Source organism: Streptomyces sp. NPDC056296 (assembly GCF_042268605.1).
Classification (GTDB): domain Bacteria; phylum Actinomycetota; class Actinomycetes; order Streptomycetales; family Streptomycetaceae; genus Streptomyces.
On the sequence record NZ_JBHJRX010000002.1, the window covers coordinates 227,102 to 253,272 of the forward strand.

Below are 26,171 nucleotides of genomic sequence, written 5' to 3' on the forward strand. Positions count from 1 at the left end.
GGGGGGGGGGAGTACGTCCTCGGGGCGCCAGGGGGGGGGGGGGGGGGGTTGCCTCCCGCACCCCCCCCCCCTCCTCCCGCTTCTCCCGCTCCTCCCGCTGTTCGCGGTTCCTCGTGAGACGTGCCGGTCTCTTCCTAGTCGGCCTTGGCGTACTCCTTGGCCATGCCTCCGGCGAAGTCGTACACGACGCACTGTCCGTCGCCCACGACCCAGGCGTCGTGGCCGGGCGAGCAGACGAAGACGTCGCCGGGGCCCACCTCGCTCTCGGCGCCGTCGTCCATGCGGACGCACATGCGTCCCTCGACCACGTAGCAGTTGTGGTGGATCATGCAGCTGTCGGTGCCCGCGATGGGTGCGACGGACTCCGACCAGCGCCAGCCCGGCTCGAAGGTGGCGACGGCGAAGTCGAGTCCTTCCATGTGCACGGCCTCGATGTGCCCGCGGGGGAAATCGCGCCGCTCGTCCGGCTTGTCGAGCGTCTTTGCCTCGAACATGACGCTCCTCCTTTCCCTGGCCCCACCACTCCATCGTCCGCCTGTCAACTCGGGGCCGCCATCCGGGGGACGCGCGGGGTCAGCGCGGGGTCAGCGCGGGGTGCCGCACAGGCGGGCGAAGCGTTCGGCGTCCACGTTGCCGCCGGAGAGGATCACGCCCACGCGGCCGCGCAGCGGGCCGACGCGGCCGGTGAGGAGGGCGGCCAGCGGGGTGGCGCCGCTCGGTTCGAGTACGGTCTTCAGCCGTTCGAAGGCGAAGCGCATCGCGTCCCGGATCTCGTCGTCGCTGACCAGCACGATCCCGTCGAGCAGCCGCCGGTTGAGGGAGAAGGTCAGCTCGCCGGGGGTGTGCAGGGCCTGCCCGTCGGCGATGGTGCGCGGGATGGGGACGGTGACGCGCCGGCCCGCCTCCAGGGACCGTTTGGTGTCGTCGCCGGCCTCCGGTTCGACGCCGACGACCCGGGTGCCGGCGTGCAGACCCTTGACGGCGGTGGCGCTCCCGGCGATCAGTCCGCCGCCGCCGACCGGTGCGATCAGGGCGTCCAGTGGGCCCGTCTCCTCGACCAGTTCGAGGGCGGCGGTGCCTTGTCCGGCGATGACGTGCGGGTGCTCGTAGGGCGGGATCAGGCTCAGCCCGCGTTCGGCGGCCAGGGCCTCGGCGACGGCGACGCGGTCGCCGGTGTAACGGTCGTAGGTGACGATCTCGGCGCCGTAGCCGGCGGTGGCCGCCCGCTTGGAGGGCGGCGCGTCCTCGGGCATGACGATCACGGCGGTGGTGCCCAGCTCGCGCGCGGCGAGGGCGACCGCCTGGGCGTGGTTCCCGGAGGAGTAGGCGGCGATGCCGCGGGACAGCTGCTCCGGCGTGAGGCGGGAGGCCGCGTTGTAGGCGCCGCGGAACTTGAAGGCGCCCACCCGCTGGAGGTTCTCGCACTTGAGGAGGATCTCGGCGCCCGCCAGGGCGTCCAGGGTGCGCGAGCGCAGCACCGGGGTGCGGTGCGCGACGCCCCGGAGGCGGGCCGCGGCGGAGCGGACGTCGTCGAGGGTGACTGGCGGGGTGGTGGTCGTCACGCGTGTCCTCCAGCGGGGTCGGCGGCCGGGTCGGCCGTGGCGCGGGCCTGGGAGAGGTAGTTGTAGGCGGAGGCCCGGGAGATGCCGAGCCGGGCCGCGACCTGCTCGACCGAGCGGCGTACGGCGAACACGCCGCGCCCGTCCAGGTCGCGGAACAGTTCGAGTCGCTGTGCGCGCTCCAGCGCCGCCCAGCTCCTGTCCCGGCGCAGCGGGTGGGCGTCCACGATGGCGTCGACCACCGCGTCGATGTCGTCGGCGAAGGTGGTCGCCGGTGGGTCGGCGGGTGCGCCCGCGGCCCCGGCCAGGGCGCCGAGCAGGGACTGGGCCCGGTCCACGGCGGTGACGTCCAGGTTGACGCACAGGGCGCCGAACACGGCCCCCGTGGAGTCGCGCAGCACCATGGTGGAGGACTTGAGCAGGATGCCGTCGTCCGTCCGCGTGACGTAGTTCAGCTCGTCCCGCGCCTCGTCGCCGCGGGCCAGTACGCGCATGCCGATCTCGCTCATCGCCCCGCCCACGGTCCGCCCGGTCACCGAGCCGGCGACGGCCACGACCGACCGCTCGGGGAGCCGGTAGTCGTGCAGGACCACCTCGCAGACCGGGCCGAACGTCGCCGCGATGCCGTCCACGACGGGGCGCAGGGCGGCGAGGACGGCGTCCCGTTCGGTATCCAGGGCCGGTTCACTCACCAGGGGCCTCCCTCTTCGGCTGCACGGGGACTCTGAGACTACACGTCCAACCGCTGGACTGACAGTCCAGATCAGCTTCCGCGTTTGACATCCGTATCCCACCTGATCATGCTTCTACTAATGAATTAATGAAAGCATGGAAGGTGACGTGGTCGAGTACCGGATCGATCGGCAGAGCGGCATCCCCGCCTACGTACAGATCGTGCGGCAGACCGAACAGGCACTCCGGATGGGTGTGCTGCGGGTCGGGGACAAGCTCCCGACGGCCAGGGAGGTCGTCGCTGCCACCGCCATCAACCCCAACACCGTGTTCAGGGCCTACCGCGACCTGGAGCAGGCGGGCCTGGTCCAGTCGCGGCGCGGGCTCGGCACCTTCGTGACGCGGTCGCTGGCGCGGCCCGGCGCGGAGGACGACTCGCCCCTGCGCGCGGACCTCACCGAGTGGGTCGCCCGGGCCCGGTCGGCCGGACTGGAGCGGGACGACGTGCTCGCCCTGGTCACGGCGGCCCTCGACGAGCACGAGCCGCACAAGAGACACGAGCACGACCCGGATGACCGGGAACGGAAACAGGAGGACGCATGACCGGGCCTGACGAGCCCGCCGCGCTGCACGCCACGGACCTCGGGTTCCGCTACCGGGCACGCGGCGACTGGGCCCTGCGGGACTGCGGGTTCACGGTGCCCCGCGGCCGTATCACCGCCCTGGTCGGCCGCAACGGCGCCGGCAAGAGCACGCTGCTGCACCTGGCCGGCGGGCTGCTGCGCCCCACGCACGGGGAGATCCGGGCACTGGATACCACACCGGACACGGCCGCGGCACGCACCCGGGTCGCCCTGCTCACCCAGGACAGGCCGCTCTATCCCCGCTTCACCGTGGCCGACACCCTGCGCATGGGCGGGAAGCTGAACTCCGCGTGGGACCACCCGGTCGCCGAGCGGGTCGTGCGCGAGGGCGGCATATCCCTGACCGCCCGCGTAGGTGAACTGTCCCCGGGTCGGCGCACCCGGGTGGCGCTCGCCCTGGCCCTCGGCAAGCGACCGGAGTTGCTGCTGTTGGACGAGCCGCTCGCCGACCTCGACCCGGTGGTGCGCGGCGAGATCATGGCGACGCTGATGGCCGAGGCGGCGGAGCGCGAGCTGAGCGTCGTGCTCTCCTCACATGTCCTGCCCGACCTGGAGCAGACCTGTGACCGGGTGATGCTGCTGCGGGCCGGCCGGGTGGAGCTGAGCGAGGACACCGACGCGCTCCGCGAGGGCCACACGCTGGTCACCGGACATGCCGACCAGGCACCCTCGCTGCGGGAGCACACCGTGGTGCACCGCCGTACCCACGGACGGCAGCTGACCGCCCTGGTGCGGCCGCGCGGCCCGCTCGGCGGCGTCTGGCACGTCGAGCGGCCCGGCCTGGAGGAGATCCTGCTCGGCCACCTCCGGTCCGCTGCCGAGAGTACGAAGGAGGCGGCGTGAAGGGCACCCTGTGGCTGGCCTGGCGCCAGCAACGGGTACTGGTGGTCTGCGGCGCCGTGGTCCTCGTGGCCGCCGCGGCGCTCGCCGCGTACTTCCGCTCGGGCATGCTCGACGACCTGCACAGCGGGCTGTTCGACCACTGCGACCCCGGACCGCTGTACTGCGCCCGGCCCGAGGACGGGCTGCCCCAGTTCCTGGACATCGAGCCGCTCAAGCTGCTCGGCGGGCTCAACATCGCCCTGCCCGTCCTCATCGGCATGTTCTGGGGCGCGCCGCTGCTGGGCCGCGACCGGGAACTGGGCACCCACCGGATGATCCTCGCCCAGGGCGTCAGCCGGGCCCAGTGGTTCACCTCCCGCTTCGCCCTCGCGGCGGTGGGCACGGTGGCGCTCTCGGGGACCCTGACCCTGCTGTTCCGGTGGTGGTGGGAACCCGCCGTCAGCCGCAGCTACGGCGTCTTCTGGTACGAGGCCTCCGCACTGGCCGGCTCCGGCCCCGCCACCGTCGCCGCCGCGCTGTTCGGCCTGGCCGTGGGCACCCTCGCCGGGCTGCTGACGCGCCGGGTGCTGTCCGCGATGGCCTGGACGCTGCTGGTCACGGCGGCGGTGGCGGTCCTGGTGCAGTGGACGCACCGGGCCCGCCTGCTGGTCCCGCCCCGCGCCTACGTCAGCGACGGGTGGCAGGCCAAGCCGCCGATGGGCGACAAGTGGTCCACCGGGAACTACGGCCTGATCACGGCGTCCGGCCGCCGCGAGTCCGTCCTGAACTGCCCCGACCCGTCCGGACGCGAGCTGAAGGAGTGCATGGCCCAGCACGGCTATGTCGCCCGCTTCTACGAGGCGAACCCGGCCGGCGACTACTGGACGTTCCAGTGGATCGACACGGCCCTCCTCGGCGGCCTCGCCCTCGGACTCACCGTCCTCACGGTCCTGTTGCTGCGCCGCCGGGTCTGACACCCTCTGCGACACCGTCCCCACCCCACACACGGAGAACCGATCCCATGCCCAAGGACGCCAAGTCCCCGAAGAAACTGCGCAGCAACCGTGCCGCGCTCACGCACAAGGTCGGGTACGCGCTGCGCCACCCCGAGCGCGTCGGCCCCTACGTCCGCCGGGCCGGCCGGGACGCGTGGCTGCGGATCAAGCACCCGGACCACGTCGGCTACTACCGGGCCGTGATGGCCTCCGACGCCCGCCGCAACCCGGAGGCCGCGGTCGGCAGCCAGACCCACGACCGATGGCTGGCGCTCGGGCAGATGCAGTTCGAGTACCTGATCGAGCACGGGCTGCGTCCCGAGCACCACATGCTCGACATCGGCTGCGGCAACCTGCGCGGCGGCTGGCGCTTCATCGACCACCTGGACGCGGGGCACTACTACGGCATCGACATCTCGCCGGACATTCTGATCGCCGCCAAGAAGACCCTGACCGAGCGCGGACTCCAGGCCAAACTGCCCCACCTGACCATCACCGGGAACCTCACCCTGGACTTCCTGCCGGACAACCACTTCGACGTCATCCACGCGCACAGCGTCTTCTCGCACTCTCCGCTGACCGTGATCGAGGAGTGCCTCTCCCACGTCGGCCGCGTCCTGACCGACACCGGGTTCTTCGACTTCACCTTCGACCGCACCGAGGGCACCGAACACCAGGTGCTCCGCGAGGACTTCTACTACCGCACGGACACCCTGCTCGCGCTGGCCCGCAGGCACGGTCTGCACGCGCGGTTCATGGAGGACTGGGAGAAGCGGCCGCACGGCCAGTCCAAGATCCGCGTCAGCCGCTCGCCGCTGCCGTCGTAGGCGGCGGACAGCGACATCCCGGGGGCCGGACCGTCCGTCCGGCCCCTGTCGGCGTGGGTCAGGGCCGCGGGTTGGTGCGTCGCCAGCCGGGCCGGGCGTCCGCGCCCCGGCGCCCGGCCGCGGCGGCGCAGCGGGGGCAGACCCGGCGGACCTCGTCGGCCGCACCGCCGGACTCGGGCAGCACGTCGGTCCAGGTGACGGCCGGGAACCTGGACAGCTGCGAACGGTTGAGGGAGAGACCGCACACGGTCTGGTTCATGCCCTGCTCCCACGCGTGCACCTCGCCGGACGGCAGCCAGCGGCCGTCCTCCTGGTCCCACCAGCGGCCGGAGGCCGCCACGTCGTAGCGCCGTGTCCTCGCCATCGGCTCGGCCCGCCGCCTTCCTCACCCGGCTACCCGCTTTCCGTCCGTACCGGGTGCCCCGGACGGTCGACACCCACACGCGCGTACCTCCTCCTGTGTGATCACTCCGCAAGTCCTGCCGATTTCGGGTGTTTTGTCTGCTTAGCATGCGGGGTCCGCGCATCGCGGGTCGGCGCCACCGCGCGACGGGGCCCGGGCACGGACGGCGCACACCGGCTCGCCCCGACGCGAGTACCCCGTGCCGGCGTGCGTGGGGCGACCGCCCGGGGCCCCACCCGATTCCCCGTGCCGCTCGCCCATGGACCGCCCCGCCCCGTACGAGAGGACACCAGATGGCGCCCACGGGCCGTCACAGCCGACTGGCCGAGCACGCCTTCTCCCCGCACGACGCCGTGATGGGCGCCGCCGCCCGGCACCTGGGCCGCCGGCGTTTCCTCACCGTCACCGCGGCGGCCGCCGCGCTCGCCTTCTCCACCAACCTGCCCGCCCACGGCGCCGTCGCCGCGCCCCTGCGGACCGCCCGGATCACCAGCGACCCGTTCACCCTCGGCGTCGCCTCCGGCGACCCCCTGCCGGACTCGGTGCTGCTGTGGACCCGGCTGGCCCCGGAGCCGTTCCTGGAGGACGGCGGGATGGGCACGGAGCGGGTCACGGTCGACTGGGAGGTGGCGCTCGACGAGTACTTCGCGGCCGTCCTGTTCCGGGGCACCGCCGACGCCCACGCCGAGTACAACCACAGCGTGCACGTCGACGTGAAGGGCCTGACGCCCGGCACGGAGTACTACTACCGCTTCCGGACTGGTGTCTGGCTCAGTCCGGCGGGCCGCACCCGCACCGCGCCGCCGGCGGGCAGCGCCACGTCGTCCCTGAAACTGGCGGCCGTCGCCTGCCAGGCCTACCAGGACGGCTACTACACGGTGCTCCGGCACCTCGCCCAGGACGACGTCGACGTGGTTTTCCACCTCGGGGACTACCTGTACGAGTACGCGGTGAACTCGGAGGGTGGGGAGCGCCGCTACACCGACCGGGTGCTGCCCGACGTGTTCAACCGCGAGACCATGACCCTCGCCGACTACCGGCTGCGCTACTCGCTCTACAAGAACGACGACGACCTCAGGGCGGCCCACGCCGCGCACCCCTTCGTGGTCACCTGGGACGACCACGAGACCGAGAACAACTACGCCGACAGCATCCCGGAGAACGCCATCCCGCCGGAGGAGTTCCTGCTGCGGCGGGCGGCCGCCTACCGCGCGTACTGGGAGAACCAGCCGCTGCGCGCCGCCCAGCTGCCGCAGGGACCGGACGCCCAGCTGTACCGCCGGCTGCACTGGGGCACGCTCGCCCAGTTCGACATCCTCGACACCCGGCAGTACCGCTCCGACCAGGCCTACGACGACCGGCCGCACGCCCCCGGGCCCGAGTCGGACGATCCGGCACGCACCATCACCGGCGCCGCGCAGGAGCAGTGGCTGCTCGGCGGCTGGCAGAGCTCTGCCGCGCTGTGGAACGTGATGCCCCAGCAGGTCTGCTTCTCCCAGCGCAAGTTCGACGTGACCGCCGACGCCGCGCTCTCGATGGACGCCTGGGACGGCTACCGCGCCTCGCGCGACCGGGTCGTCGCCGGGGCGAAGGCCGCCGGGGTCGAGAACTGGCTGATCCTCACCGGCGACGTGCATGTGGGCTACGCCCTCGACGTCAAGGAGGACTTCGACGACCCGGCGTCCGCCACCGTCGGCACGGAGGTCACCTGCACCTCGGTGGCCAGCGGCCGGGACGGCGTGGAGCAGCCCGCCAACTGGGACCTTTACATGCAGGCCAACCCGCACATGAAGTACTACGACGGCAGGCGCGGCTACGTCCGGGTCGAACTCGACCGCCAGGCCGCCCGCCTCGACTTCAGGACGGTCTCCGCGATCAGCACGCCCGGCGCTCCCATCAGCACGGCCGCGTCCTTCGTCACCGAGGCGGGCGCCCCGGGGCTGAACCCCGCCTGAACCCGGCCCGGCGGGCGCGCCCGCGTACTGCACTTGCCACCCACCGCGTCCCCCATAGCGCGAAAGACGCGCGGACCCGACATCGCCGCGGATCTTTCCGGCAAGGACTGTGACTTCGCCGCAGTCGCACCGTAACCCACGGTCACTCACCGATCCCGGCTGTCTCGCACAGCCCTCGAAGGAGGCACATCGCATGGTCGGCAGACATGCCGCGCGCAGCCGCCGCGCAGCCCTGACCGCGCTCGGCGCCCTGGTCCTGACCACACTCCCCGCGGCCGCCTCGGCCGCGCCCCCGCCCGCCCCGGGAGCGCAGCCCGGCGCCGCCCGGATGCTCGACGCCGGCAAAGCCTCGCCGCAGGTGCTGCGCGCGATGCGGCGCGACCTGAGGCTGACGCCGGAGCAGGCGGCGGCGCGGCTGGTCAACGAGGCGGAGGCGGGCACCCGGGCGGGCATGCTGCGCAACACGCTGGGCGACCGCTTCGCCGGGGCCTGGGTGAGCGGCGCGACCTCGGCCGAGCTGACCGTCGCCACGACCGACGCGGCGGACACCGCCGCCATCGAGGCTCAGGGCGCCAAGGCCGCGGTCGTCGAGAAGGGGCTGGCCGAGCTCCGCGCGGTCAAGGAGAAGCTGGACGCCGCCGCCGTCCGTACCCGGACCCCCGAGACGCCGGTCTGGTACGTCGACGTCAAGACCAACCGGGTCATGGTCCAGGCCACCGGCGAGTCGGCCGCGGCGGCCTTCGTCGAGGCCGCCGGGATCGAGGGCCAGGACGTGGGCGTCCGCATCTCCCCGGACCGGCCGCGGGTGCTGGAGGACCTCGTCGGCGGCGACGCCTACTACATCGACGGTCAGGCCCGCTGCTCGATCGGGTTCTCCGTCACCAAGGACGACCAGCAGGGCTTCGCCACGGCCGGTCACTGCGGCGACCCGGGCGCCACCACCACCGGGTTCAACGAGGCCGACCAGGGCACCTTCCAGGCCTCCACCTTCCCCGGCAAGGACATGGCCTGGGTGGGCGTCAACGCCGACTGGACCGCCACACCGGACGTCAAGGCACAGGACGGCACGAAGGTGCAGGTCGCCGGCTCGGTGGAGGCGCTCGTGGGCGCGTCGGTGTGCCGTTCCGGCTCCACCACCGGATGGCACTGCGGCACGGTCGAGCAGCACGACACGAGTGTCAGCTACCCGGAGGGCACCGTCGACGGGCTGACCGGGACGACGGTGTGCGCCGAACCCGGCGACTCCGGCGGGCCCTTCGTCGCGGGCGCCCAGGCGCAGGGCACCACGTCCGGTGGTTCCGGTGACTGCACGAACGGCGGGACCACCTTCTACCAGCCGATCAACCCGCTGCTCAGCGACTTCGGCCTCACCCTGAAGACCACCTCCGCCTCGGCCGGAACACCCGCGCCGCAGGACAACGCGGCGGCGGACGCGTGGGCGGCGGGCCGGGTCTACGAGGCGGGGACGACGGTGTCCCACGCGGGCCTGCGGTACCGGTGCCTGCAGAACCACCAGGCGCAGGGTGTCTGGTCGCCGGAGAGCGCGCCGGCCCTGTGGCAGCGTGTCTGACGGACGGTGAGCCGCCGTACGGCGGCGGGCGCGGGGTCGCCGCTGGACGCGGCCCCGCGCCTTCGTCATTCCTCGGCGAGGAGCGCGTAGGCGGTGGCGATGAACGGGTCGTGGGCGCGGAACCGCCGGGTGCACACCGCGGCCAGGGCCGTGCCGGTGTCGGGCCTGAAGCCGAGGAACGCCTGTTGGCCGAGGGTGGCGCCGCTGTGGAAGTACATCGGCCCGCCGTCGGTGGGGTGCCGGAACCACGCGACCGTGTGCACGTGCCGGTGCCCCAGCCCGCGCCTCAGCACCGGCACCCGCACCGCGCGCAGCGCGCCGGCGAGCGGTGAGCCGGCCGGGTCGACGTGGTCCTCCAGGAAGGTGAGCAGGTCGTGCGGGGTGGACCGGACGGCCCCGGCCGCCTGGAAGCCGCCCGCGTCGAAGGCCGGGACGGGCGTGCGGCCGTCCTTGCGGTGACCCGTGGCGTCGGTCTTGGGGTCCTCCGCGCGCAGGGCCGTACCGCTCAGGCCGAGCGGGCGCAGGACGTACTCGGTGAGCAGGTCCTCCCATGCCGTGCCGGTGGCCGCGGCGACGGCGTGTCCGAGCACGGAGACGCCGTAGTTGGAGTAGTGCCAGCGGGTGCCGGGGCGGTGCCTGGGGCGGTGCCGCAGGAAGGCGCCGGTCAGCCGCTCGGCCGGGTAGCGGGCGTAGGGGTTGGTGCGCCAGGCGGGCAGGGCGCGGGGGACGAAGTCGGCCGGCAGGGCGGGCAGTCCCGACGTGTGGGTGATGAGGTGGGCGAGCGTCACGGGGTCGGGTCCGACCGGCCGGGCGGGGTCCAGACAGGCGGCGGCCGGTTCGCCCCCGGTGAGCACGCCGCTCCGGATCAGCCGGGTCAGCAGCAGTCCGGTGAACGTCTTGGAGGCCGACCCGGTCTCGTAGCGCAGGTCCTCGCGGGGGACGGCGGGCGGCGGGGCGGTGCCGCCGGTGTGCAGGGTGCGCCGGCCGTGCCGGGAGACGGCGAAGACGACGTCGGGTGCGTCGGAGGCCTCGACGGCGTCGGCGAGCCGTTCACGCAGGGTCGCCTCGTCGGCGGGCCCGAGGCGGGCGCGCTCCGGTGGGGCGCCCTCGGGGTCGGCGGGGTCGCCCGGCCAGGGCGTGGGGCGGTCCGTCATGAGCCGGTGTGTGTCAGCTCGGTGAGGGCGCGTGAGGTGGCCAGCAGGGAGGCGAAGGCGGCGACCAGCGTCGGGTGGTAGATCAAGTCGAACAGCGTCTCGGGGTCGCCCTCGGGCATCGTCCGTACGGCGGGCATGGCGCCGTCGGGCTGCTGCGCGGCGGCGAAGCCCTGCCAGGCGGGCTCGTCGAGGGTGGGCCGGGGCAGGCAGGCGTCGACGACGAGGAGTTCGCCGAGCAGGTCCCAGCGTTCGAGGTCCAGCCAGTCGTCGATCCAGACCGGGAGCCAGGTGGCGAGGTAGTCGGCGATGGCGGGCGGCAGGCCGTCGGGGTTCTCGCCCCAGTCGGTGAGGTGGAAGACGGTGTGGGTGACGTCGTAGGCGGTGTGGCCCTCGACCGTCCACGGTTCGGGGGTGCCGGCCAGCCAGGTGGTGGCCACCAGGTCGGCCTCGGGCGGCCGGGCCGTGAGGCCGAAGCGGCGCTGGAAGGCGGACAGGCCCAGGCGCCGGGTCGGTGTCACCGGGAACCGCGTCCAGCTGTCCAGCCGGTGGTTGAGGACCGTGGCCCGCTCCACCTCGGGCTGGCTGTAACCCAGCTCCTTGAACGGCAGGTAAACCTCGAAGGGGACCGGCGAGAACGGCTCGATGCGCTGTCCGCGCACCAGCATGCGGCCGCCGTCCAGGGTTTCGCGCCAGGTGTGGTCGAGCAGTTGGCGGGCGAGTTGCGCCTGCCGGGAGCCGGCGACGCCCTCGCGGAAGAGCACCTTGCAGATCAGGGCGAGTTCCCCGATCGGCTTGAAGCGTTCCAGGAAGCCGATCTCGGGGTCCACGTCCGGCTCCAGCCGGAAGCCGTCGCGGTGGGCCCACAGCCACTCCAGGGCACCGACTCCGACACGGTGGATCAGGCGGGTGTCCGTCATCCCGGCACTCCTTGTCCGGCGTGGTCCACGTCCCTCGGCCGTGCCGTGGTGAGGGCCGCCGCGAACGCCGCCATCAGGGTGGAGTGGTAGCAGTCGGTGAAGGCGTAGGGGGCCGCGCCGTCGTCGGACCCGGTGGCGTCGGCGGACCCGGCGGCGTCGGACCCGGCGGCGTCCTGGATGGCGCCCTCCTCGGGGATAGCGCCGGAGGCGTGTTGTGCCGCCGCGACGCGCTGCCAGGCGTCCTCCAGGACGGCCGGGTCCGGCGGACGCGGCAGGCTCGCCGCCACCGCCAGCAACTCGCAGCTCAGGTCCCACATCCGGGCCTCGAGGCAGGTGTCGAGCCAGGGCGGCAGCCAGTGCCGCAGATAGTCCGCCAGTTCCGGTGGCACGCCTTGGGCGGTGCGTCCCCATTCGGTGAGGTGGAAGACGACGTGGGTGAGCGCGTAACCGGCCGCGCGTTCGAAGGTCCAGGGTTCCGGCAGGCCGCCCAGCCAGGTGCGGCCCAGCGCCTGCGGGACCCGGCCGTGCGGGTTCAGGCCGCTGCGCCGCTCGGCCTCGATGACACCGAGCCGCCGGGTGGGGTACTGCTCGGTGAGCCGCCAGCCGCGGGTCCGGGCCACCACGGCGGCGGACGCCTCGTAGCCGGTGTGCCGGTGACCGGCCGAGGCGAAGGCCGCGTACACCTCCAGCGGGTAGGTGGCGAAGGGCTCAAGCGACTGCATCAGCAGGAACAGTTCGCCCCGGCGGGTCTGCTGCCAGGCGAAGTCCAGCAGGTCGGACACGCGGGTGTGGACCGGGTCCGACGGCGGGGTGCGGGCGGACACGGACGCGCAGACCTGGGCCAGTTCACCCAGTGGCTTCCAGGTGCGGTTCACCTGGCCGTCGGCGGCCAGCGCGTCGTCGCCGAGGGCGAAGCGGTCGCGGTGGGCCCACACCCAGTCCAGGGCGGTCTCCTCGACCTCCCGGACGCTCACAGGAGGACTCCGGCCGGCATCAGCCGTGCCGCCTCCAGTTGCAGGGCCACCCGCGGGTCGCTGCCGCCCATGAGCCGTACGAAGTCGAGGCCCGCCTCGAGACCGAGGGTGTCGGGCACCCCGTCCAGGAGGGTGAGCCAGCGCCCGGCTCCGGCGGCCTGCCGCCAGTCACGGCGGCGTACCGCCCGTACGAAGCCGCGGGCGACGTCCACCGGACGGCGCCGGGCCGCGCGGGTCACCGCGCACTCCTCGCCGGGCAGCGCCAGCGGCGCGAGTACGGCGAGCTGGTGGGTCAGGGACTGCCAGCCCGCGTCGTCGAGCCAGTCGGCGCCGGGTTCCGCGCCCGGGTCGTCGGCGAGCGGGTCGGTCAGGGGTTGGTCGAGCCGGCGCAGGGCACGGGCCATGGCCCAGTGGCTCCATACGACGGCGGGGGCCGCGTCGGCGCGCGGCGGGTGGGCCGCCACGGCGTCCTTGAACACGGCGAGTTGTCCGGGGTCGGGTGGAACGCGCAGAAGGGCGGTGGGCAACAGCGTGTCGGCGCCCAGAACGCGTACCGCCGCACGTGCGACGCCTTCGCCCGCTCCGCCTCCGGTGAGGGTGCCCCCCGCTCGCACGTGGTCTCCGCTCCTAAGAGCGGAGACCACGTCGGAAGCGAGGTCCAGCACCGTTCCCTGGAGAAGGGCTGACGTGCTCGACTGCTCCATCTCACTGCTCCCGTCGGTCCGTCAGCCCTTCTTCGGGCGCGGAGTCGGCGGCGAGAGCAGCAGGTGGGTACCTCCGGACTGGAGGGCGAGCGCTGCGCACTCGCGGCTGTCGCGGAAGACTCCGTCGGGCTCGGCGGGGTCGAGTGCCGCTTCGATGTCGATGTTCTCGGTCTGGACTTCCTCGAGCACCTTGTCGTTGGAAGGCATTTCACCATCTCCCTCTGGTAGCCAAAGGCCTTCACACCACAGGTGTCCGGGAAGTCACAAAGCATGCCTCTCTTCTCAAAATTCTCAGAAGGTAACTCTTTCAACAAATGGGACATCCACCCATCTACTCGATTCGCCGCAGACGCCACACGTTGTCCTCGCGGAAGCCGTCGACCCCCTCGGGCGAGGCGCTCGGCCGCCGGACCGTCTCCTTGGTGTCGACGGTCCACTCGCCGTCGGGCAGGGCGAGTTCGTCGAGGACCCCGTCCAAGGTGGGGAAGACGGCGTCGAAGGGCGGCTCGGCCTGCCAGGACGGCCACCCGGCGTGCATGACGATCAGCAGGGTGCCGCCGTCCGCCACGGCCCGCGCGGCGTCGCGCAGGACGGCCTGCTGGTCGAGCGCGACCGGAGACTGCAGAAAGTGGGCGCTCACCAGGTCGAACGAGCCCCCGGGGAAGGACCGGCCGAGCTCGTGGCGTTCCCAGGCGACCCGGTCACCGACTCCCGCGTCGGCGGCGTGCCCGGCGGCGCGGTCGAGCGCGGTGCCGGAGATGTCCACGCCGGTGACCCGCCAGCCGCGCGAGGCCAGCCACACGGCGTCCGCCCCCTCGCCGCAACCCAGGTCCAGCGCGGTGCCGGGGGCGAGGTCGCTCGCCTCCCGGACCAGCAAGGCGTTGGGGCGGCCGCTCCAGACGCGGTCGGTGTCGCGGTAACGGGCTTCCCAGAACTCCGCGGCGGGGGCCGGGGCGGGCGTGTCGGTCATGGTGCCTCCTGGGGACGGGCGGGATCGTCTGCACGGCGGGGCGCGTGACGGCCACGCGCCCTGCCCATGTGCAGGCTGCACCGGTGGGCACCGGACCGACAAAGTTCTTTGCCGGTCCGGCAAATCACACCGCCAGTCCCGCCGGCCCCACCGGTCCCGCTCGTCTCGCTCGTCCCGCGCCCCGCTGACCCGCGCGCCCCGCGCGCCCCGCTGACCCGCGCGCCCCGCTGACCCGCTCGCCCCGCTCGCCCCGCGAGTCAGCGCGTCAGCGCGTAAGAGCGCCGGACTCGGAAGCAGGGGCGTCGGTGCGCACCCAGACCGTCCGCTGCGGGAACGGGATGTCGATGCCGGCCTCGTCCAGGGCGTCCTTGACCCGGCGCCGCAGCTCACGGGTGACGCCCCACTGCTGGAGCGGCACGGTCTTGACCGCGAGGCGCACGAGCACACCGTCGGCGTCCAGGGACTGCACGCCCCACACCGCGGGGTCCTCCAGCAGGAGGTCCTCGAAGTCCGGGTCCTGGCGCAGGGCGCGGCCGGTGTCCTCCAGCACGCGGTAGACGGTGTCGAGGTTCGCGTCGTAGGCCACGGCGACGTCCAGGACGGCACGCGCCCATTCCTGGCTGTCGTTGCGGACCCGCAGGATCTCGCCGTTGCGGATGTGCCACAGGCCGCCGTTGAGGTCACGTACGTGGGTCAGCCGCAGGCCGACGTGCTCCACCTCGCCGACGGCCTCGCCGAGGTCGACCGAGTCACCGACGCCGTACTGGTCCTCCACCATGATGAGCAGGCCGGACAGGTAGTCGGCGACCAGGCTCTGCGCGCCGAAACCGATCGCCAGGCCGACCACTCCGGCACTGGCCAGTAGCGGGCCGAGCGCGATGCCGACCTGGTCCAGCACCATGGCGACGCCGACCATGAACAGCACGATGGTCACGGCGCTGCTGAGCACCGAGCCGATCGTGCGGGCCCGCTGTTCGCGGCGCTGCCGCGCCCGGGACCGGTCGCGGTGCAGTACGGCGGCGCCGCGGGTGGGCCTGCGGGGCCGGCTCCGGTCGGTCTCGCCCGCCGAGGGTTCCAGGACCCGCTGGACGACCCGGGTGATGGCCCGCTTGGCCACCACGCGCACCACCAGCAGGATCACGACGATGAGCGCGATGCGCAGCGGTATCCCGATCAGTGCCGTGGTGTGGTCGCCGATCCAGTCCGACCACGAGGCCGCCAACTGCGGGCCGTGGGCCGGGCCGGTGGGCGGGGAGGTGTGCGACATCGGCTCAAGTGCTCCGTTCCTGGGGGACTACGTCTGCCGTCGGGCCCGCCTACCCAGGGACGGCTCGAACATGACGCCCGGCGCACTTCGGCGCGCACACGACCTTTTCCCCCACTTGCCCCTTATGCCCGGAGGTTGCGTCATCTTCACTCGTCACCGGCCCATCGTCGGCGCCGGCCCGGGCACCCGGAAGGGAGTCATCCACAGCGGAGGGGGACCTGCGGCGTGGTTACCGTTGCCGTCCTACTGCTGCCCGGACTGGGGCTGCTGTTGTTCACCATGACGTACCTGGAGGACCGGCTGTTCGGCGATCCGGGCCCGGCCGCCCGGCACGCCCGGCGCCGGCATCTGCGTCTCGTTCCGGGCGGCAGAGCCGAGGAGGCCTCGCCGGCCCGGAACCCGGAACCGGCCGAGCACCGGTCACCCGACCGGGACGCCGCCTGAGGCCGGTCCCGCCGGCACGGTTCCCTGGCCGGACCGCGGGCGTCGGCTCCGGCGCTCGGGGCGCCAGGTGGCCACCAGTGCCGCGGCGAGCAGGAGTTCGGCGACGTCTCCGGCGTAGTACATGATCTCCGCGCCCTGCTGGACCTGGTCGACGGGCGCGTGGATGTGGACCAGGAATCCGCCGTACATCGCCTGGGCGATCAGGGCGTGGGCGGCGATCGCGAGGCCCAGGTACACCAGCCGGCCCGGGACGCCGGGCCGCCCGGGAGCGGGGTCGGGGCCGGCGACGGCATGTGCGAAGAGGCATCCGGCGGCCAGGAAGTGGGCGTTCATCAGCCAGTGCCCCGCGGGGTGGCTCATCGCCGTGTCGTACAGCGGGGTGAAGTACAGCAGCCCCAGGGTGCCGGTGCTCAGCGCGAGCGCCACCGCGGGGTGGGTGAGCAGGCGCGCGGGGCGGCCGTGCAGCAGGGAGGTCACCCGGCGGGCGCCGGCCGGTGGCAGGGTGCGGAGCGCCAGGGTGACCGGCGCGGCCAGCACCAGTGCCAACGGGGCGTACATGCCGATCAGCATGTGCTGGGCCATGTGCCCCCGGAAGTCGTCGTGCGCGGCCGACTCCAGCGGTGGCAGCAGCGCTACGGCCAGCAGCGTCAGCCCGCCGAGAAACGCCGCCGACCGCCAACCGCTCCAGCCCTGCACGGGGTTGCGGCGACGAGCCCGGCGCACGGCGAGCAGGTAGCCCCCGGCCGCGGCGAGGAGAATCACCGGGACCAGCACGATGGGTACCGCGTCGAGTACGCCTTCACCGCCGCCGGAGCCGTCCTGGTGCGCGGGGTGGGTGCCATCGTGTACGCCGCCGTGTGTGCCGTCCATCAGGCCTGGCTCCGGGGCCGTGCGGCGCCGCGGTGGGCGTCGGGGTCGAAGGGCTGTCCGCCGCGCTGGAGCAGGTAACCGCCGACCAGGAACAGGGCTCCGAGGACGAGGAAACCGGCGTCCCACCATGCCTGGTGCGGGCCGGCGTAGACATGATGAATGCCCAGGATGTGGTGGTCGAGGACGCCTTCGACCAGGTTGAACAGGCCCCACCCGGCCAGGATCCAGCCCCACAGCACCCGCGAGGCCCACACCGCCCGCCGGTTGTGGGTGACCCGGGAGTACAGAAGGGCCAGGCCGAGCAGCACGGCGATCCAGCACACGGTGTGGAAGATGCCGTCCCACACGGTGTTCATCTCCAGCCCGGAGACGGTGTTCGGGTTGTAGTACTTCACACCGATGCGGTCGTCGTTGGTGCTGGTGAGCATGTGGTGCCACTGGAGGAGTTGGTGGAGCAGGATGCCGTCGACGAAGCCGCCGAGCCCGACCCCGAGGACGATGCCGGGCAGCCGGATGCTGTTCGGTGCCGTCGTGGCCGCTCGGGTCTCACCTGTCGTGGTGGCCATCGCCTGTACTCCGTCCCGTCGGCGGTGCGTGCGGACCTACGGGACACGGTTTCCCGTTCGGCGGGCAGGTGTCACCCACTGGCGGGATCGTTCCGCCGTTTCGCGTCAGCCTCCTCGATGGCTCGCATCACTCTTGCGGCGGAGCTACGAGGGGGCCTCCGGCCCGTCGGCCTCCCGCAGCCGATGGCCGAGTCGGCGCAGGCCGCGGCGGGCGTGGCTCTTCACCGTGCCGAGGGGCCATCCGGTCAGCCGGGCGATCTGCGTGTGCGTCAGGTCGTCGTAGAAGGCGAGGCCGAGGACACGGCGCTGCGGTGCGGGCAGCTTGGCCAGCTCCTGGCCGACGACCACCCGGTCGAGTACGGCTTCCGGCCGGTCGGCCGAGTCGTGCGCGGTCCGCGCGAGCCGGGCGCCGGCCGCCGCGACGAGGTCCGCGCGCCGGGTGCGGGCCGACAGCGCGTCGGCGATCTTGCGCCGGGCGATGCCGACCAGCCAGCCGGCCAGTACGCCCCGCGCGGGCACGAAGGTGTGACGGCCCCGCCACGCGGCCAGGAACACGACCTGGGTGACGTCCTCCGCCTCCCGGGCGTCGCCCAGCGCCCGCTGCGCCAGCGTGAACACGAGGCCGCTCCATCGGTGGTAGGCGGCCACCAGGCACGCCTCCTCGCCGCGCACGAACCCTTCGGCCAGCTCCGCCCCCCGGTGGGCCACTGTGCGGTCATGATGGCTGCTGCTCCTTCACGAGTCGGCCGGGCTCCGGCCGGTCCAGCCTGGAAAGGACGGCCGCGGGCGGGCAACTCGCAGCGAATGTGCGTCGTATGGTGTGGGGGTGTCCGGGGTGGAAGGTGTGAGCGGCGACGACGGTGCGGGGCCGGGCCCGGCGGATGACGTCGGTGTCACGACCGGCGCCCTGGCCCGACGGCTCGGCGTGTCGCCGACGACGGTCAGATCGTGGGACCGGCGCTACGGACTGGGTCCGGCCGACCGGGAAGGCGGCCGGCACCGGCGCTGGCGGGTGGCGGACATCGCGGTGCTGGAGGAGATGTGCCGGCTGACCGCCACCGGGATCCCGCCCGCCGAGGCCGCACGCGCGGCGAAGACCGCCGAACGGCGGGACCACGCCGGGACACACGCGGCCCGGGCCACACCCTCGACGCCGGACCTTCGGCCCCCGACGCCGGGCGCGATGTCCCTCACGCAGGGCGCCACACCCCCCGCGCCGGACGCCACACCCCCCGCGCCGGACGCCACACCCCTCACGCCGGACGCCACACCCCCCGCGCCGGACGCCACACCCCTCACGCCGGACGCCACACCCCCCGCGCCGGACGCCACACCCCCCGCGCCGGACGCCACACCCCCGGCGCCGGGCACCACACCCCCCGCGCCGGACCCCACACCCCCGGCGCCGGGCACCACGCCACCGAGGTCGGGTGCCGCATCACCGGCACCGGACGCTTCGTCCCCGGGGCCGGGGCGCGTCCGCTCCGGGCTCGGTGCCCCGCCGCCGAGACCGGGTGTTCTGCCCTCGGCCCCGGCCCACCCGCCCTCCACGGACACCGCCGCACTACCGGCACGGGACGCTCCACCCCAGGCGCCGGTCCCTCCACCCTCCACGCCCGGCACCCCGCCGCCCACACCGGGTGCTCCTCCCCCGCCCTCGGGCGCCCCGCCCGGCACGCGCGTGCGGGCCGGTGGCGGCGGGCTGCGGCTCGGTGATGTGCGCCGTGAGGCGCGTGGGCTTGCCCGTGCCTCGGTGCGGCTTGACTCGCCGACGGTGCAGCACCTGCTGAACGCCTTCGTCCGGGAGCACGGCGTCGTAGCCGCGTGGGAGGACGTGATGATGCCGACGCTGCACGCGGTGGGCCGTAAGTGGCAGTCCAGCGGCGACCGTTACGTGGAGGTCGAGCACCTGCTGTCCTGGCACGTCTCCACCGCCCTGCGCAGCGCGCCGTTGCTCCGGTCCTGCCCCCAGCCGCCGCCGGAGGCGGCACCCGTGCTGCTCGCCTGCCTCCCCGACGAACAGCACACGCTGCCGATCGAAGCGCTCGACGCGGCGCTGCGCGAGCGGGGCACGGCGACGCGCATGCTGGGCGGCGCCGTACCGGCCCAGGCGCTGACCGCCGCCGTACGCCGCACGGGGCCGCGTGCCGTCGTGCTGTGGTCCCAGACGCGGTCCACGGCCGACTCTCCCCTCGCCCGCCGCCTCGCCGACACGCGGTGGGGCGTCAGGGGCGCCCGGCGCGGCCCCGCCGTCCTGGTCGCCGGCCCGGGGTGGGGACACCGAGCGCTGCCGGGGCTGCCGCGGCCGCGCGAACTGGGCGAGGCACTGACGATGCTGTCCCGGACGGGAACGAGCGCGGCACACGCGAGGAGATCCGATGAACACTGAGGAACGGCACGCCACGGACGCGGACACGGAGTTCGTGAGGTTCTGGCAGGAGCGCCGGGTGTGTTTCCTGTCGACCCAGCGTGCCGACGGGACCCCGCACCTGGTCCCGATCGGGGTGACGTACGACCCCGACACCCGTACGGCACGCGTCATCACGAGCCGGGGTACCGCGAAGGTGCGCAACGTCGAGCGGGCGGAGCATCCCGTCGTCGCCGTGGGTCAGGTGGACGGCCGGCGCTGGTCCACCCTGGAGGGCGTCGCCACCGTACGGGACGACGCCGAGGCGGTCCGCGACGCGGAGGCGCGCTACGCGGCCCGCTACCGGCAGCCCCGGGCGAACCCGGAGCGGGTCGTCATCGAGATCGCCGTCCGGCGCTTCCTCGGCACGGTGCGCCCCCTCGCACCCTCCGGGACCGACGCCCCCGAAGGGTGAGCCCCGCCCGGCCACCGGCCGGGGGCTCACCCTTGGCCACCGACCGGGGTCAGTCGCCGCTCCCGGAGCGGGAGGCGGGCGCCTCGGCCGCCCCGGCCTGAGTCCGGCGGCCGAGGCGACCGGGCCACCACGCGACGGCGCCGATGTCGCGGGCGAGCGCCGGGACGAGCAGCGAGCGCACCACGAGCGTGTCCAGCAGGACGCCGAAGGCCACGATGAAGGCGATCTGCACCAGGAAGGCCAGCGGGATCACCCCGAGGGCGGCGAACGTGGCGGCCAGGACGACGCCGGCCGAGGTGATCACGCCGCCGGTGGCGGTCAGACCCCGCAGGATGCCCTCCCGCACCCCGTGGTCCAGCGATTCCTGCCGTACCCGGGACATGAGGAAGATGTTGTAGTCCACGCCGAGGGCGACCAGGAACACGAACCCGTACAGCGGGACGGAGGCGTCCGTGCCGCTGAAGCCGAACACGTGGGTGAAGACGAGGGCCGAGACGCCCAGCGTGGCCAGGAAGTTCAGCGCCACCGTCGCCACGAGCAGCACGGGCATCAGCAGGGAGCGCAGCAGGACGATCAGGATGACCAGGATGATGGCGAGGACCACGGGCACGATGAGCGTGCGGTCGTGTTCGGCGGTGCGCTGGGTGTCGTACTGCTGGGCGGTGTAGCCGCCGACGAGGGCGTCCGCGCCGGGCACGTCGTGTACGGCCGACCTCAGCCGGGCCACCGTGCTCTTGGCGGCGTCGCTGTCCGCGGGCGCCCGCAGCGTCGCGTCGATCCGCACCCGCCCGTCGACCACCTTCGGTTCACCGCCGCCCGGTCGGCCGGAGGCGGTGACCGCGGTGGCGGAGGCGACGCCGCGTGTGTCACGGGTCGCCGCGAGGACGGGGTCGAGCCGGTCGGCGTCCGCGATGATCACGGCGGGGTTGCCGGAGCCGCCCGGGAAGTGCCGCGCCAGGGTCTGCTGGGCGGCGACGGAGGGCGCGTCGTTCACGAAGATCTCGTCCAGCGGTACGCCCTTGGAGGTCAGGGTCGGCGCGAAGGCGGCGCAGGCGAGCAGCGCGGCGAGGGAGATCGCCCAGATGCGGCGCGGGGCCCGGTCCACGAGTTCGGCGATGCGGTGCCACAGGCGGTGCCCGGCGTCCGGATCGCCGGTCCGGACGGGCTTGGCCGGCCAGTAGGCGGCCCGGCCGAGCAGGACCAGGACGGCGGGCAGGAAGGTGAGCGTGCTCAGTACGGCGCAGACGATGCCGATGGCGCCGACGGGTCCGAGCGCGCGGTTGTTGGTCAGGTCGCTGAGCAGCAGCGCCAGCAGGCCCAGGGCGACGGTCGCCGCGCTGGCGACGACCGCTCCCCAGGAGGCGCGCAGGGCTGCGCGGACGGCGCTGAAACGGTCCGGGTGCCTGGCCAGTTCCTCGCGGTAGCGGGCGGTGAGCAGGAGCGCGTAGTCGGTGGCGGCGCCGATGACCAGGATGGAGAGGATGCCCTGGACCTGTCCGTCGACGCGTACGACGTCGCGGTCGGCGAGCGCGTAGACGATCGCGCAGGCCAGGCCCAGCGCGAAGACGGCGCCGAGGATGATGACCAGGGGCAGCAGGACGCTGCGGTAGACGAGCAGCAGGATCACCAGCACGGTGACCAGTGCGACGCCGAGCAGCAGCCCGTCGATGCCCGCGAAGGCGTCGGAGAGATCGGCCTGGGAGGCCGCAGGACCGGCGAGTTGCGCCTGCGTGCCCGGCACCTGTCCGGCGGCGTCGCGGATGCGCTCCAGGACGTCGGGCAGGCGGTCGCCGAGGTCGGGCTCGACCTGGACGACGGCTTGGAGGGCCGCGCCGTCGTCGGAGGGCAGGGCGGGCGTCGCGGGGCCGACGATCCCGGGCTGCCCTTCGAGGCCCGCGACCGACCGGGTGGCCGCCGCCCGGTGTTCGGTGACGGCGCCGCCGCCGTCCGCGGTCCATACGACGATCACCGGGAGGGTCTCGTCCTGCTGGAAGGCCTTCTGCGCGTCGACGACCCGGGTGGACTCGGCGCTGCGGGGCAGGAAGGCGGCCTGGTCGTTGGTGGCGACCTCGCCGAGCTTTCCGGCGTACGGACCGAGCGTTCCGCCGATGCCGAGCCAGACCAGGAGGAGGACGACGGGGATGAGCCAGCGGGCTCGTCGGGAGGGGGTGGACATCGGTCTTCAGGTCTCCAGGTCTCCAGCGGCACGGAAAGTGACTCGATCATAAACAATCTCAATGATTGAGTTACTCGGGGGCGACGTGACACACCGACTTCTGCCCGGGCCCGTCTCCCGGATGCGCCACGCGCCGGAGAACCACCGGAGAATCAGCGGCCGTCCGACCGCACGAGCCGCAACTCCTCGTTCATCGCCGTCAGAAAGCGGAGCACGGCCGTCAGTTCGCTCTCGTCGAAGCGCGCGCAGGTGGTGGCGGCGGCCTCGGCCAGCGGGCGGAAGTACGTCCGGGCCGCCGCCCGGGCATCGGGCACGTAGTGCAGATGGACGACCCGGCGGTCGGCGCTCTCCCGGACCCGGCGCACGTGCCCGGCGCGCTCCAGCCGGTCCACGCACGCCGTCACCGCGCCCGAGGTGAGCCCCAGGTGTTCACGCAGCCGCCCCGGTGTCATGGGCTCCCGTGCGTCCAGGATCGCCGCGAGTGCCTGGACGTCGGTGGCGTGCAGCCCGTGCTCGCCGGCGAAGCTCTGCACGAGGCGGTTGATCTCGCCGTTCATCCGCCGGAGCTGCGCGGCGAGGACGTGCAGGTCGCTCGCCTCGGACCCGGATCCGGTCCCCCGATCGTGCGCGTGTTGTCCACGCTGGTTCGCTGTCGCCACGCGATCAGCGTATAGAAGGGTCAACCTGGGTCACCGCGCATCCACCGCGGTCCGCGAGCGGGAAGTGATCACCGCGACGACTTCCCGTGCGAGACGGAGCCTGCCCCATGAGCGAAGGACACGGCCGCGTGAACGATGACGGCGAAGGGGACGGCCACGGCGACAGGGACGGCGCCGAAGCGGGGCTGCGCTGCCTGGTCACCGGTGCCACGGGGTACATCGGCGGCCGGCTCGTGCCGGAGCTCCTCGCCGCCGGACACCGGGTGCGGTGCCTGGCCCGCTCCCCGCACAAACTGCGCGACCACCCCTGGGCCGGGGAGGCCGAGGTGGTACGGGGAGACGTCACGGACGCGGACTCGGTGGCCGGGGCGATGGAGGGCGTCGACGTCGCCTACTACCTGGTGCACGCGCTGGGCGGCGGCGGGGACTTCGAGGAGACCGACCGGCGGGCGGCGCGCACCTTCGCGGAGCGGGCCGAGGCGGCCGGTGTACGGCGCATCGTCTATCTCGGCGGCCTGACGCCACCGGGCGTACCGGAGCGCGAGCTGTCGCCGCACCTGCGCTCCCGCGCGGAGGTCGGCCGCGTCCTGCCGGCCTCCGGTGTGCCCACGACCGTCCTGCGGGCCGCGGTCGTCATCGGCTCCGGGTCGGCCTCCTTCGAGATGCTGCGCTACCTCACCGAGCGGCTGCCGGTGATGGTCACGCCGAGCTGGGTCCACACCCGTATCCAGCCGGTCGCCGTCCGGGACGTGCTGCGCGCCCTCGTCGGCAGCGCGCGCATGCCGGGCGACGTCTCCCGCGCCTTCGACATCGGTGGCCCGGACGTCCTCACCTACCGGGAGATGATGGTCCGGTACGCCGAGATCGCGGAGCTGCCGCGTCGGCTGATCGTCCCCGTGCCGGTGCTCACGCCCGGCCTGTCCAGCCACTGGGTCGGCCTGGTCACCCCGGTGCCCGCGTCCATCGCGCGCCCGCTCACCGAGTCGCTGCGGCACGAGGTGGTGTGCCGCGAGAACGACATCGTCCGGTACGTGCCGGCCCCGCCGGGGTTTCCGCTCGGCTTCGACGACGCGGTCCGGCTGGCCCTGCAACGCGTGCGGGACGCCCAGGTCACCACCCGCTGGTCCTCCGCGTCGGTGCCCGGGGCGCCGAGCGACCCGCTGCCCACCGACCCCGACTGGGCGGGCGGCAGCCTTTACACCGACCACCGCGCGCTGACCGTAGACGCGCCGCCCGACGCGCTGTGGCGGGTCATCGAGGGGATCGGCGGCGACAACGGCTGGTACTCCTTCCCGCTCGCCTGGGCGGTACGGGGCTGGCTGGACCGGCTGGTCGGCGGGGTCGGCCTGCGCCGCGGGCGCCGGGACGCCGCCCGGCTGCGGGCCGGTGACTCGCTCGACTTCTGGCGGGTGGAGGAGATCGTCCCCGGCCGGCTGCTGCGCCTGCGCGCGGAGATGCGGCTGCCGGGACTGGCCTGGCTGGAGATGTACGCCGAGACGGACGACGCGGGCCGGACGCGGTACCGCCAGCGTGCCCTGTTCCATCCGCACGGGCTGGCGGGCCACGCCTACTGGTGGAGCGTGTGGGCCTTCCACTCCGTGGTGTTCGGCGGCATGGCCCGCAACATCGCCCGCGCCGCCGCACGGGACCCCCGGCCGTCCGGCCCGGTTCACGATGCCCGCGCCTCCTGAGACAGGCGGCCGCACAGGGCACGCAGGGGACACCCGCCCACCCGCCCACTCACTCGCGCCGCACCGCACCGCACCGCGCTGAGGGCGCTGACCCTCCCGCGTCCCGTACCACCGAGGAGCACCATGACCACGTCGGTCGTCCTGTTCACCCGTGACCTGCGCCTGCACGACCATCCGCCGCTGCGTGCCGCTCTCGACGGTGCCCGGGCCGTCGTTCCGCTGTTCGTCCGCGACCGGGCCGTCGACGCCGCCGGTTACGCCGCGCCCAACCGGCTCGCCTTCCTCGCAGACTGTCTGCGGGCCCTGGACGCGGGGCTCCAAGAGCGGGACGGGCGGCTGATCGTCCGCTCCGGGGACCTGGTCGAGGCGGTGTGCGCGGTGGTCGGCGAGGCGGAGGCCGACGAGGTGCACATGGCGGCCGACGTCAGCGCGCACGCGCACCGGCGTGAGGAACTCCTGCGGGCCGCTCTGGAGGATCGGGGCTGCCGGCTGCACGTCCACGACGCCGTGACCACCGTGCTGGCCCCGGGGTCCGTCACCCCCGCCTCCTCCGACCACTTCGCCGTCTTCACGCCGCACTTCCGGCGCTGGGGCGAGCGGCCGGTCCGGAACGTCCTGGCCGCGCCCCGGAGCGTTCCCGTCCCGGACGGCGTCGGCTCACAGCCGCTGCCCTCCCGCGGTGACCTGCCGGGACTGTCCCCGGGACTGCCCGCCGGCGGTGAGGGAGAGGCCAGGAAACGGCTGGCGGCCTGGCTGCGCGGCGGCATCACCGGTTACGAGGACCACCACGACGACCTGGTCGGCGACGCCACCTCCCGTCTCTCGCCGTACCTGCACTTCGGTGCCCTCTCCCCCGTCGAGCTGGTCCACCGCGCCCGCCGCAAGGGCGGCCCCGGCGCCGAGGCGTTCGTACGGCAGCTGGCCTGGCGGGACTTCCACCACCAGGTCCTGTCCGCACGTCCGCACGCCGCCTCGGCCGACTACCGTACCCGGCACGACCGCTGGCGTACCGGGCCGGCGGCCGAGGAGGACGTCGCCGCGTGGAAGGACGGGCGCACGGGTTACCCGATCGTCGACGCCGCGATGCGCCAACTGCGGCACGAGGGCTGGATGCACAACCGGGGCCGTCTGCTGACCGCGAGCTTCCTCACCAAGACGCTCTACGTGGACTGGCGCGTCGGCGCGCGACACTTCCTCGACCTGCTCGTGGACGGCGACATCGCCAACAACCAGCTCAACTGGCAGTGGGCGGCGGGCACCGGGACGGACACCCGCCCGCACCGCGTCCTCAACCCCACGACCCAGGCACGGCGCTTCGACCCCGACGGAGCGTACGTCCGGCGCTGGGTGCCCGAACTGGCGGGCCTGGAGGGACGGGCCGTGCACGAGCCGTGGCGCCTGTCCGGCCCGGAGCGTGCCGCGTACGACGCCTGTCCCGACCCGATCGTGGACCTCGCGGAGGGCCTGGACCGCTTCCGCCGGGCCCGCGGACGCGACTGACCGGGCGGGG

Annotated in this window: 27 protein-coding genes; 11 read left to right on the top strand and 16 right to left on the bottom strand. The window is 73.6% G+C overall.

The window, feature by feature from the left end; translation table 11 throughout:
* Positions 1–134 precede the first annotated feature (134 nt).
* The 3 genes from ACFCZF_RS02705 to ACFCZF_RS02715 all read right to left on the bottom strand — a co-directional run bounded on the left by ACFCZF_RS02705 (position 135) and on the right by ACFCZF_RS02715 (position 2,251).
* On the bottom strand, positions 135–494 hold the full coding sequence (locus tag ACFCZF_RS02705) for a cupin domain-containing protein (protein WP_375923811.1): 360 nt from the start codon (positions 492–494) through the stop codon (positions 135–137).
* 90 nt (positions 495–584) lie between these two features.
* The gene (locus tag ACFCZF_RS02710; RefSeq protein ID WP_376670084.1) at positions 585–1,562 is read right to left on the bottom strand and encodes a pyridoxal-phosphate dependent enzyme; all 978 of its coding nucleotides are present in this window, start codon (positions 1,560–1,562) and stop codon (positions 585–587) included.
* Positions 1,559–2,251 (bottom strand): transcriptional regulator, encoded by a 693-nt coding sequence (locus tag ACFCZF_RS02715; protein ID WP_376670085.1) that lies wholly within the window; start codon positions 2,249–2,251, stop codon positions 1,559–1,561. The genes ACFCZF_RS02710 and ACFCZF_RS02715 overlap by 4 nt, the downstream gene beginning before the upstream one ends.
* A 136-nt stretch (positions 2,252–2,387) precedes the next feature.
* Here ACFCZF_RS02715 and ACFCZF_RS02720 point away from each other — a divergent pair, with 136 nt between their 5' ends.
* From ACFCZF_RS02720 to ACFCZF_RS02735, 4 genes are read left to right on the top strand one after another with little or no spacing between them, the layout of a single operon-like run.
* Positions 2,388–2,834 (top strand): GntR family transcriptional regulator, encoded by a 447-nt coding sequence (locus ACFCZF_RS02720; protein ID WP_375923802.1) that lies wholly within the window; start codon positions 2,388–2,390, stop codon positions 2,832–2,834.
* Positions 2,831–3,718 carry an ATP-binding cassette domain-containing protein gene (locus ACFCZF_RS02725; RefSeq protein ID WP_376670086.1) on the top strand — a complete coding sequence of 296 codons (888 nt, stop codon included), beginning with the start codon at positions 2,831–2,833 and terminating at the stop codon, positions 3,716–3,718. The genes ACFCZF_RS02720 and ACFCZF_RS02725 overlap by 4 nt, the downstream gene beginning before the upstream one ends.
* On the top strand, positions 3,715–4,671 hold the full coding sequence (locus tag ACFCZF_RS02730) for an ABC transporter permease (RefSeq protein ID WP_376670087.1): 957 nt from the start codon (positions 3,715–3,717) through the stop codon (positions 4,669–4,671). The genes ACFCZF_RS02725 and ACFCZF_RS02730 overlap by 4 nt, the downstream gene beginning before the upstream one ends.
* 47 nt (positions 4,672–4,718) lie before the next feature.
* The gene (locus ACFCZF_RS02735; protein WP_376670088.1) at positions 4,719–5,519 is read left to right on the top strand and encodes a class I SAM-dependent DNA methyltransferase; all 801 of its coding nucleotides are present in this window, start codon (positions 4,719–4,721) and stop codon (positions 5,517–5,519) included.
* Between the two features lie 58 nt (positions 5,520–5,577).
* On the opposite strand, the gene ACFCZF_RS02740 is transcribed toward ACFCZF_RS02735, so the two are convergent.
* Positions 5,578–5,883: a hypothetical protein gene (locus tag ACFCZF_RS02740; RefSeq protein WP_375923790.1), complete on the bottom strand. Its 306-nt coding sequence runs from the start codon at positions 5,881–5,883 to the stop codon at positions 5,578–5,580.
* 332 nt (positions 5,884–6,215) lie between these two features.
* Between ACFCZF_RS02740 and ACFCZF_RS02745 the strand changes: the two genes are divergently transcribed.
* Positions 6,216–7,877, top strand: a complete 1,662-nt coding sequence (locus tag ACFCZF_RS02745) for an alkaline phosphatase D family protein (RefSeq protein ID WP_376670089.1) — start codon at positions 6,216–6,218, stop codon at positions 7,875–7,877.
* Between the two features lie 193 nt (positions 7,878–8,070).
* A complete protein-coding gene (locus ACFCZF_RS02750; protein WP_376670090.1) occupies positions 8,071–9,447 on the top strand; it encodes an alpha-lytic protease prodomain-containing protein in 1,377 nt (458 codons plus the stop codon).
* 65 nt (positions 9,448–9,512) lie between these two features.
* Here the strand turns inward: ACFCZF_RS02750 and ACFCZF_RS02755 are convergent, their stop codons facing one another.
* The 7 genes from ACFCZF_RS02755 to ACFCZF_RS02785 form a co-directional block, all read right to left on the bottom strand.
* Positions 9,513–10,601, bottom strand: a complete 1,089-nt coding sequence (locus ACFCZF_RS02755) for a serine hydrolase domain-containing protein (RefSeq protein ID WP_376670091.1) — start codon at positions 10,599–10,601, stop codon at positions 9,513–9,515.
* Positions 10,598–11,518, bottom strand: coding sequence for a DUF6895 family protein (locus tag ACFCZF_RS02760; protein ID WP_376670092.1), 921 nt, complete (start codon positions 11,516–11,518; stop codon positions 10,598–10,600). Before ACFCZF_RS02760 ends, ACFCZF_RS02755 begins: the two co-directional genes overlap by 4 nt.
* Positions 11,515–12,492 carry a DUF6895 family protein gene (locus tag ACFCZF_RS02765; protein ID WP_376670093.1) on the bottom strand — a complete coding sequence of 326 codons (978 nt, stop codon included), beginning with the start codon at positions 12,490–12,492 and terminating at the stop codon, positions 11,515–11,517. Before ACFCZF_RS02765 ends, ACFCZF_RS02760 begins: the two co-directional genes overlap by 4 nt.
* A complete protein-coding gene (locus ACFCZF_RS02770; protein WP_376670094.1) occupies positions 12,489–13,196 on the bottom strand; it encodes a hypothetical protein in 708 nt (235 codons plus the stop codon). The genes ACFCZF_RS02765 and ACFCZF_RS02770 overlap by 4 nt, the downstream gene beginning before the upstream one ends.
* Before the next feature lie 21 nt (positions 13,197–13,217).
* A complete protein-coding gene (locus tag ACFCZF_RS02775) occupies positions 13,218–13,403 on the bottom strand; it encodes a hypothetical protein (protein WP_376670095.1) in 186 nt (61 codons plus the stop codon).
* 124 nt (positions 13,404–13,527) lie between these two features.
* Entirely contained in the window at positions 13,528–14,166 is a 639-nt protein-coding gene (locus tag ACFCZF_RS02780; protein WP_376670096.1) for a class I SAM-dependent methyltransferase, read from the bottom strand.
* Positions 14,167–14,431: 265 nt separating this feature from the next.
* On the bottom strand, positions 14,432–15,433 hold the full coding sequence (locus ACFCZF_RS02785) for a mechanosensitive ion channel family protein (protein ID WP_376670097.1): 1,002 nt from the start codon (positions 15,431–15,433) through the stop codon (positions 14,432–14,434).
* A gap of 225 nt (positions 15,434–15,658) precedes the next feature.
* Here ACFCZF_RS02785 and ACFCZF_RS02790 point away from each other — a divergent pair, with 225 nt between their 5' ends.
* A complete protein-coding gene (locus ACFCZF_RS02790; RefSeq protein WP_376670098.1) occupies positions 15,659–15,877 on the top strand; it encodes a hypothetical protein in 219 nt (72 codons plus the stop codon).
* Here the strand turns inward: ACFCZF_RS02790 and ACFCZF_RS02795 are convergent.
* The 3 genes from ACFCZF_RS02795 to ACFCZF_RS02805 all read right to left on the bottom strand — a co-directional run bounded on the left by ACFCZF_RS02795 (position 15,854) and on the right by ACFCZF_RS02805 (position 18,021).
* Positions 15,854–16,747, bottom strand: coding sequence for a cytochrome c oxidase assembly protein (locus tag ACFCZF_RS02795; RefSeq protein ID WP_376670099.1), 894 nt, complete (start codon positions 16,745–16,747; stop codon positions 15,854–15,856). The two genes, ACFCZF_RS02790 and ACFCZF_RS02795, sit on opposite strands and share 24 nt — an antisense overlap.
* On the bottom strand, positions 16,747–17,313 hold the full coding sequence (locus tag ACFCZF_RS02800) for a DUF2243 domain-containing protein (protein ID WP_375923756.1): 567 nt from the start codon (positions 17,311–17,313) through the stop codon (positions 16,747–16,749). The genes ACFCZF_RS02795 and ACFCZF_RS02800 overlap by 1 nt, the downstream gene beginning before the upstream one ends.
* Positions 17,314–17,457: 144 nt before the next feature.
* Positions 17,458–18,021, bottom strand: coding sequence for an RNA polymerase sigma factor (locus ACFCZF_RS02805; protein WP_376670100.1), 564 nt, complete (start codon positions 18,019–18,021; stop codon positions 17,458–17,460).
* 118 nt (positions 18,022–18,139) lie between these two features.
* On the opposite strand from ACFCZF_RS02805, the gene ACFCZF_RS02810 reads away from it, so the two are divergent.
* Together ACFCZF_RS02810 and ACFCZF_RS02815 are read left to right on the top strand one after the other, a co-directional pair.
* Complete coding sequence (locus tag ACFCZF_RS02810; protein WP_376670101.1) at positions 18,140–19,702, top strand: MerR family transcriptional regulator; 1,563 nt, start codon at positions 18,140–18,142, stop codon at positions 19,700–19,702.
* Positions 19,692–20,135: a TIGR03618 family F420-dependent PPOX class oxidoreductase gene (locus ACFCZF_RS02815; RefSeq protein WP_376670102.1), complete on the top strand. Its 444-nt coding sequence runs from the start codon at positions 19,692–19,694 to the stop codon at positions 20,133–20,135. Before ACFCZF_RS02810 ends, ACFCZF_RS02815 begins: the two co-directional genes overlap by 11 nt.
* Positions 20,136–20,184: 49 nt before the next feature.
* Here ACFCZF_RS02815 and ACFCZF_RS02820 read toward each other — a convergent pair whose 3' ends face one another.
* Positions 20,185–22,311, bottom strand: a complete 2,127-nt coding sequence (locus ACFCZF_RS02820) for an MMPL family transporter (RefSeq protein ID WP_376670103.1) — start codon at positions 22,309–22,311, stop codon at positions 20,185–20,187.
* Positions 22,312–22,463: 152 nt separating this feature from the next.
* The gene (locus ACFCZF_RS02825) at positions 22,464–22,970 is read right to left on the bottom strand and encodes a MarR family winged helix-turn-helix transcriptional regulator (RefSeq protein WP_376670104.1); all 507 of its coding nucleotides are present in this window, start codon (positions 22,968–22,970) and stop codon (positions 22,464–22,466) included.
* 107 nt (positions 22,971–23,077) lie between these two features.
* On the opposite strand from ACFCZF_RS02825, the gene ACFCZF_RS02830 reads away from it, so the two are divergent.
* Positions 23,078–24,661, top strand: coding sequence for an SDR family oxidoreductase (locus ACFCZF_RS02830; RefSeq protein WP_376670105.1), 1,584 nt, complete (start codon positions 23,078–23,080; stop codon positions 24,659–24,661).
* Between the two features lie 123 nt (positions 24,662–24,784).
* Positions 24,785–26,161, top strand: a complete 1,377-nt coding sequence (locus ACFCZF_RS02835) for a cryptochrome/photolyase family protein (RefSeq protein WP_376670106.1) — start codon at positions 24,785–24,787, stop codon at positions 26,159–26,161.
* Positions 26,162–26,171: the final 10 nt, after the last annotated feature.

Bases quoted from the DNA above. Each gene is read 5' to 3' on its own strand.
- ACFCZF_RS02775 (WP_376670095.1), bottom strand. From the start codon at position 13,403: ATGCCTTCCAACGACAAGGTGCTCGAGGAAGTCCAGACCGAGAACATC.
- ACFCZF_RS02795 (WP_376670099.1), bottom strand. From the start codon at position 16,747: ATGGACGGCACACACGGCGGCGTACACGATGGCACCCACCCCGCGCAC.
- ACFCZF_RS02720 (WP_375923802.1), top strand. From the start codon at position 2,388: ATGGAAGGTGACGTGGTCGAGTACCGGATCGATCGGCAGAGCGGCATC.
- ACFCZF_RS02740 (WP_375923790.1), bottom strand. From the start codon at position 5,883: ATGGCGAGGACACGGCGCTACGACGTGGCGGCCTCCGGCCGCTGGTGG.
- ACFCZF_RS02835 (WP_376670106.1), top strand. From the start codon at position 24,785: ATGACCACGTCGGTCGTCCTGTTCACCCGTGACCTGCGCCTGCACGAC.
- ACFCZF_RS02785 (WP_376670097.1), bottom strand. From the start codon at position 15,433: ATGTCGCACACCTCCCCGCCCACCGGCCCGGCCCACGGCCCGCAGTTG.
- ACFCZF_RS02820 (WP_376670103.1), bottom strand. From the start codon at position 22,311: ATGTCCACCCCCTCCCGACGAGCCCGCTGGCTCATCCCCGTCGTCCTC.
- ACFCZF_RS02705 (WP_375923811.1), bottom strand. From the start codon at position 494: ATGTTCGAGGCAAAGACGCTCGACAAGCCGGACGAGCGGCGCGATTTC.
- ACFCZF_RS02830 (WP_376670105.1), top strand. From the start codon at position 23,078: ATGAGCGAAGGACACGGCCGCGTGAACGATGACGGCGAAGGGGACGGC.
- ACFCZF_RS02770 (WP_376670094.1), bottom strand. From the start codon at position 13,196: ATGGAGCAGTCGAGCACGTCAGCCCTTCTCCAGGGAACGGTGCTGGAC.
- ACFCZF_RS02800 (WP_375923756.1), bottom strand. From the start codon at position 17,313: ATGGCCACCACGACAGGTGAGACCCGAGCGGCCACGACGGCACCGAAC.
- ACFCZF_RS02725 (WP_376670086.1), top strand. From the start codon at position 2,831: ATGACCGGGCCTGACGAGCCCGCCGCGCTGCACGCCACGGACCTCGGG.
- ACFCZF_RS02755 (WP_376670091.1), bottom strand. From the start codon at position 10,601: ATGACGGACCGCCCCACGCCCTGGCCGGGCGACCCCGCCGACCCCGAG.
- ACFCZF_RS02745 (WP_376670089.1), top strand. From the start codon at position 6,216: ATGGCGCCCACGGGCCGTCACAGCCGACTGGCCGAGCACGCCTTCTCC.
- ACFCZF_RS02760 (WP_376670092.1), bottom strand. From the start codon at position 11,518: ATGACGGACACCCGCCTGATCCACCGTGTCGGAGTCGGTGCCCTGGAG.
- ACFCZF_RS02780 (WP_376670096.1), bottom strand. From the start codon at position 14,166: ATGACCGACACGCCCGCCCCGGCCCCCGCCGCGGAGTTCTGGGAAGCC.
- ACFCZF_RS02815 (WP_376670102.1), top strand. From the start codon at position 19,692: ATGAACACTGAGGAACGGCACGCCACGGACGCGGACACGGAGTTCGTG.
- ACFCZF_RS02750 (WP_376670090.1), top strand. From the start codon at position 8,071: ATGGTCGGCAGACATGCCGCGCGCAGCCGCCGCGCAGCCCTGACCGCG.
- ACFCZF_RS02735 (WP_376670088.1), top strand. From the start codon at position 4,719: ATGCCCAAGGACGCCAAGTCCCCGAAGAAACTGCGCAGCAACCGTGCC.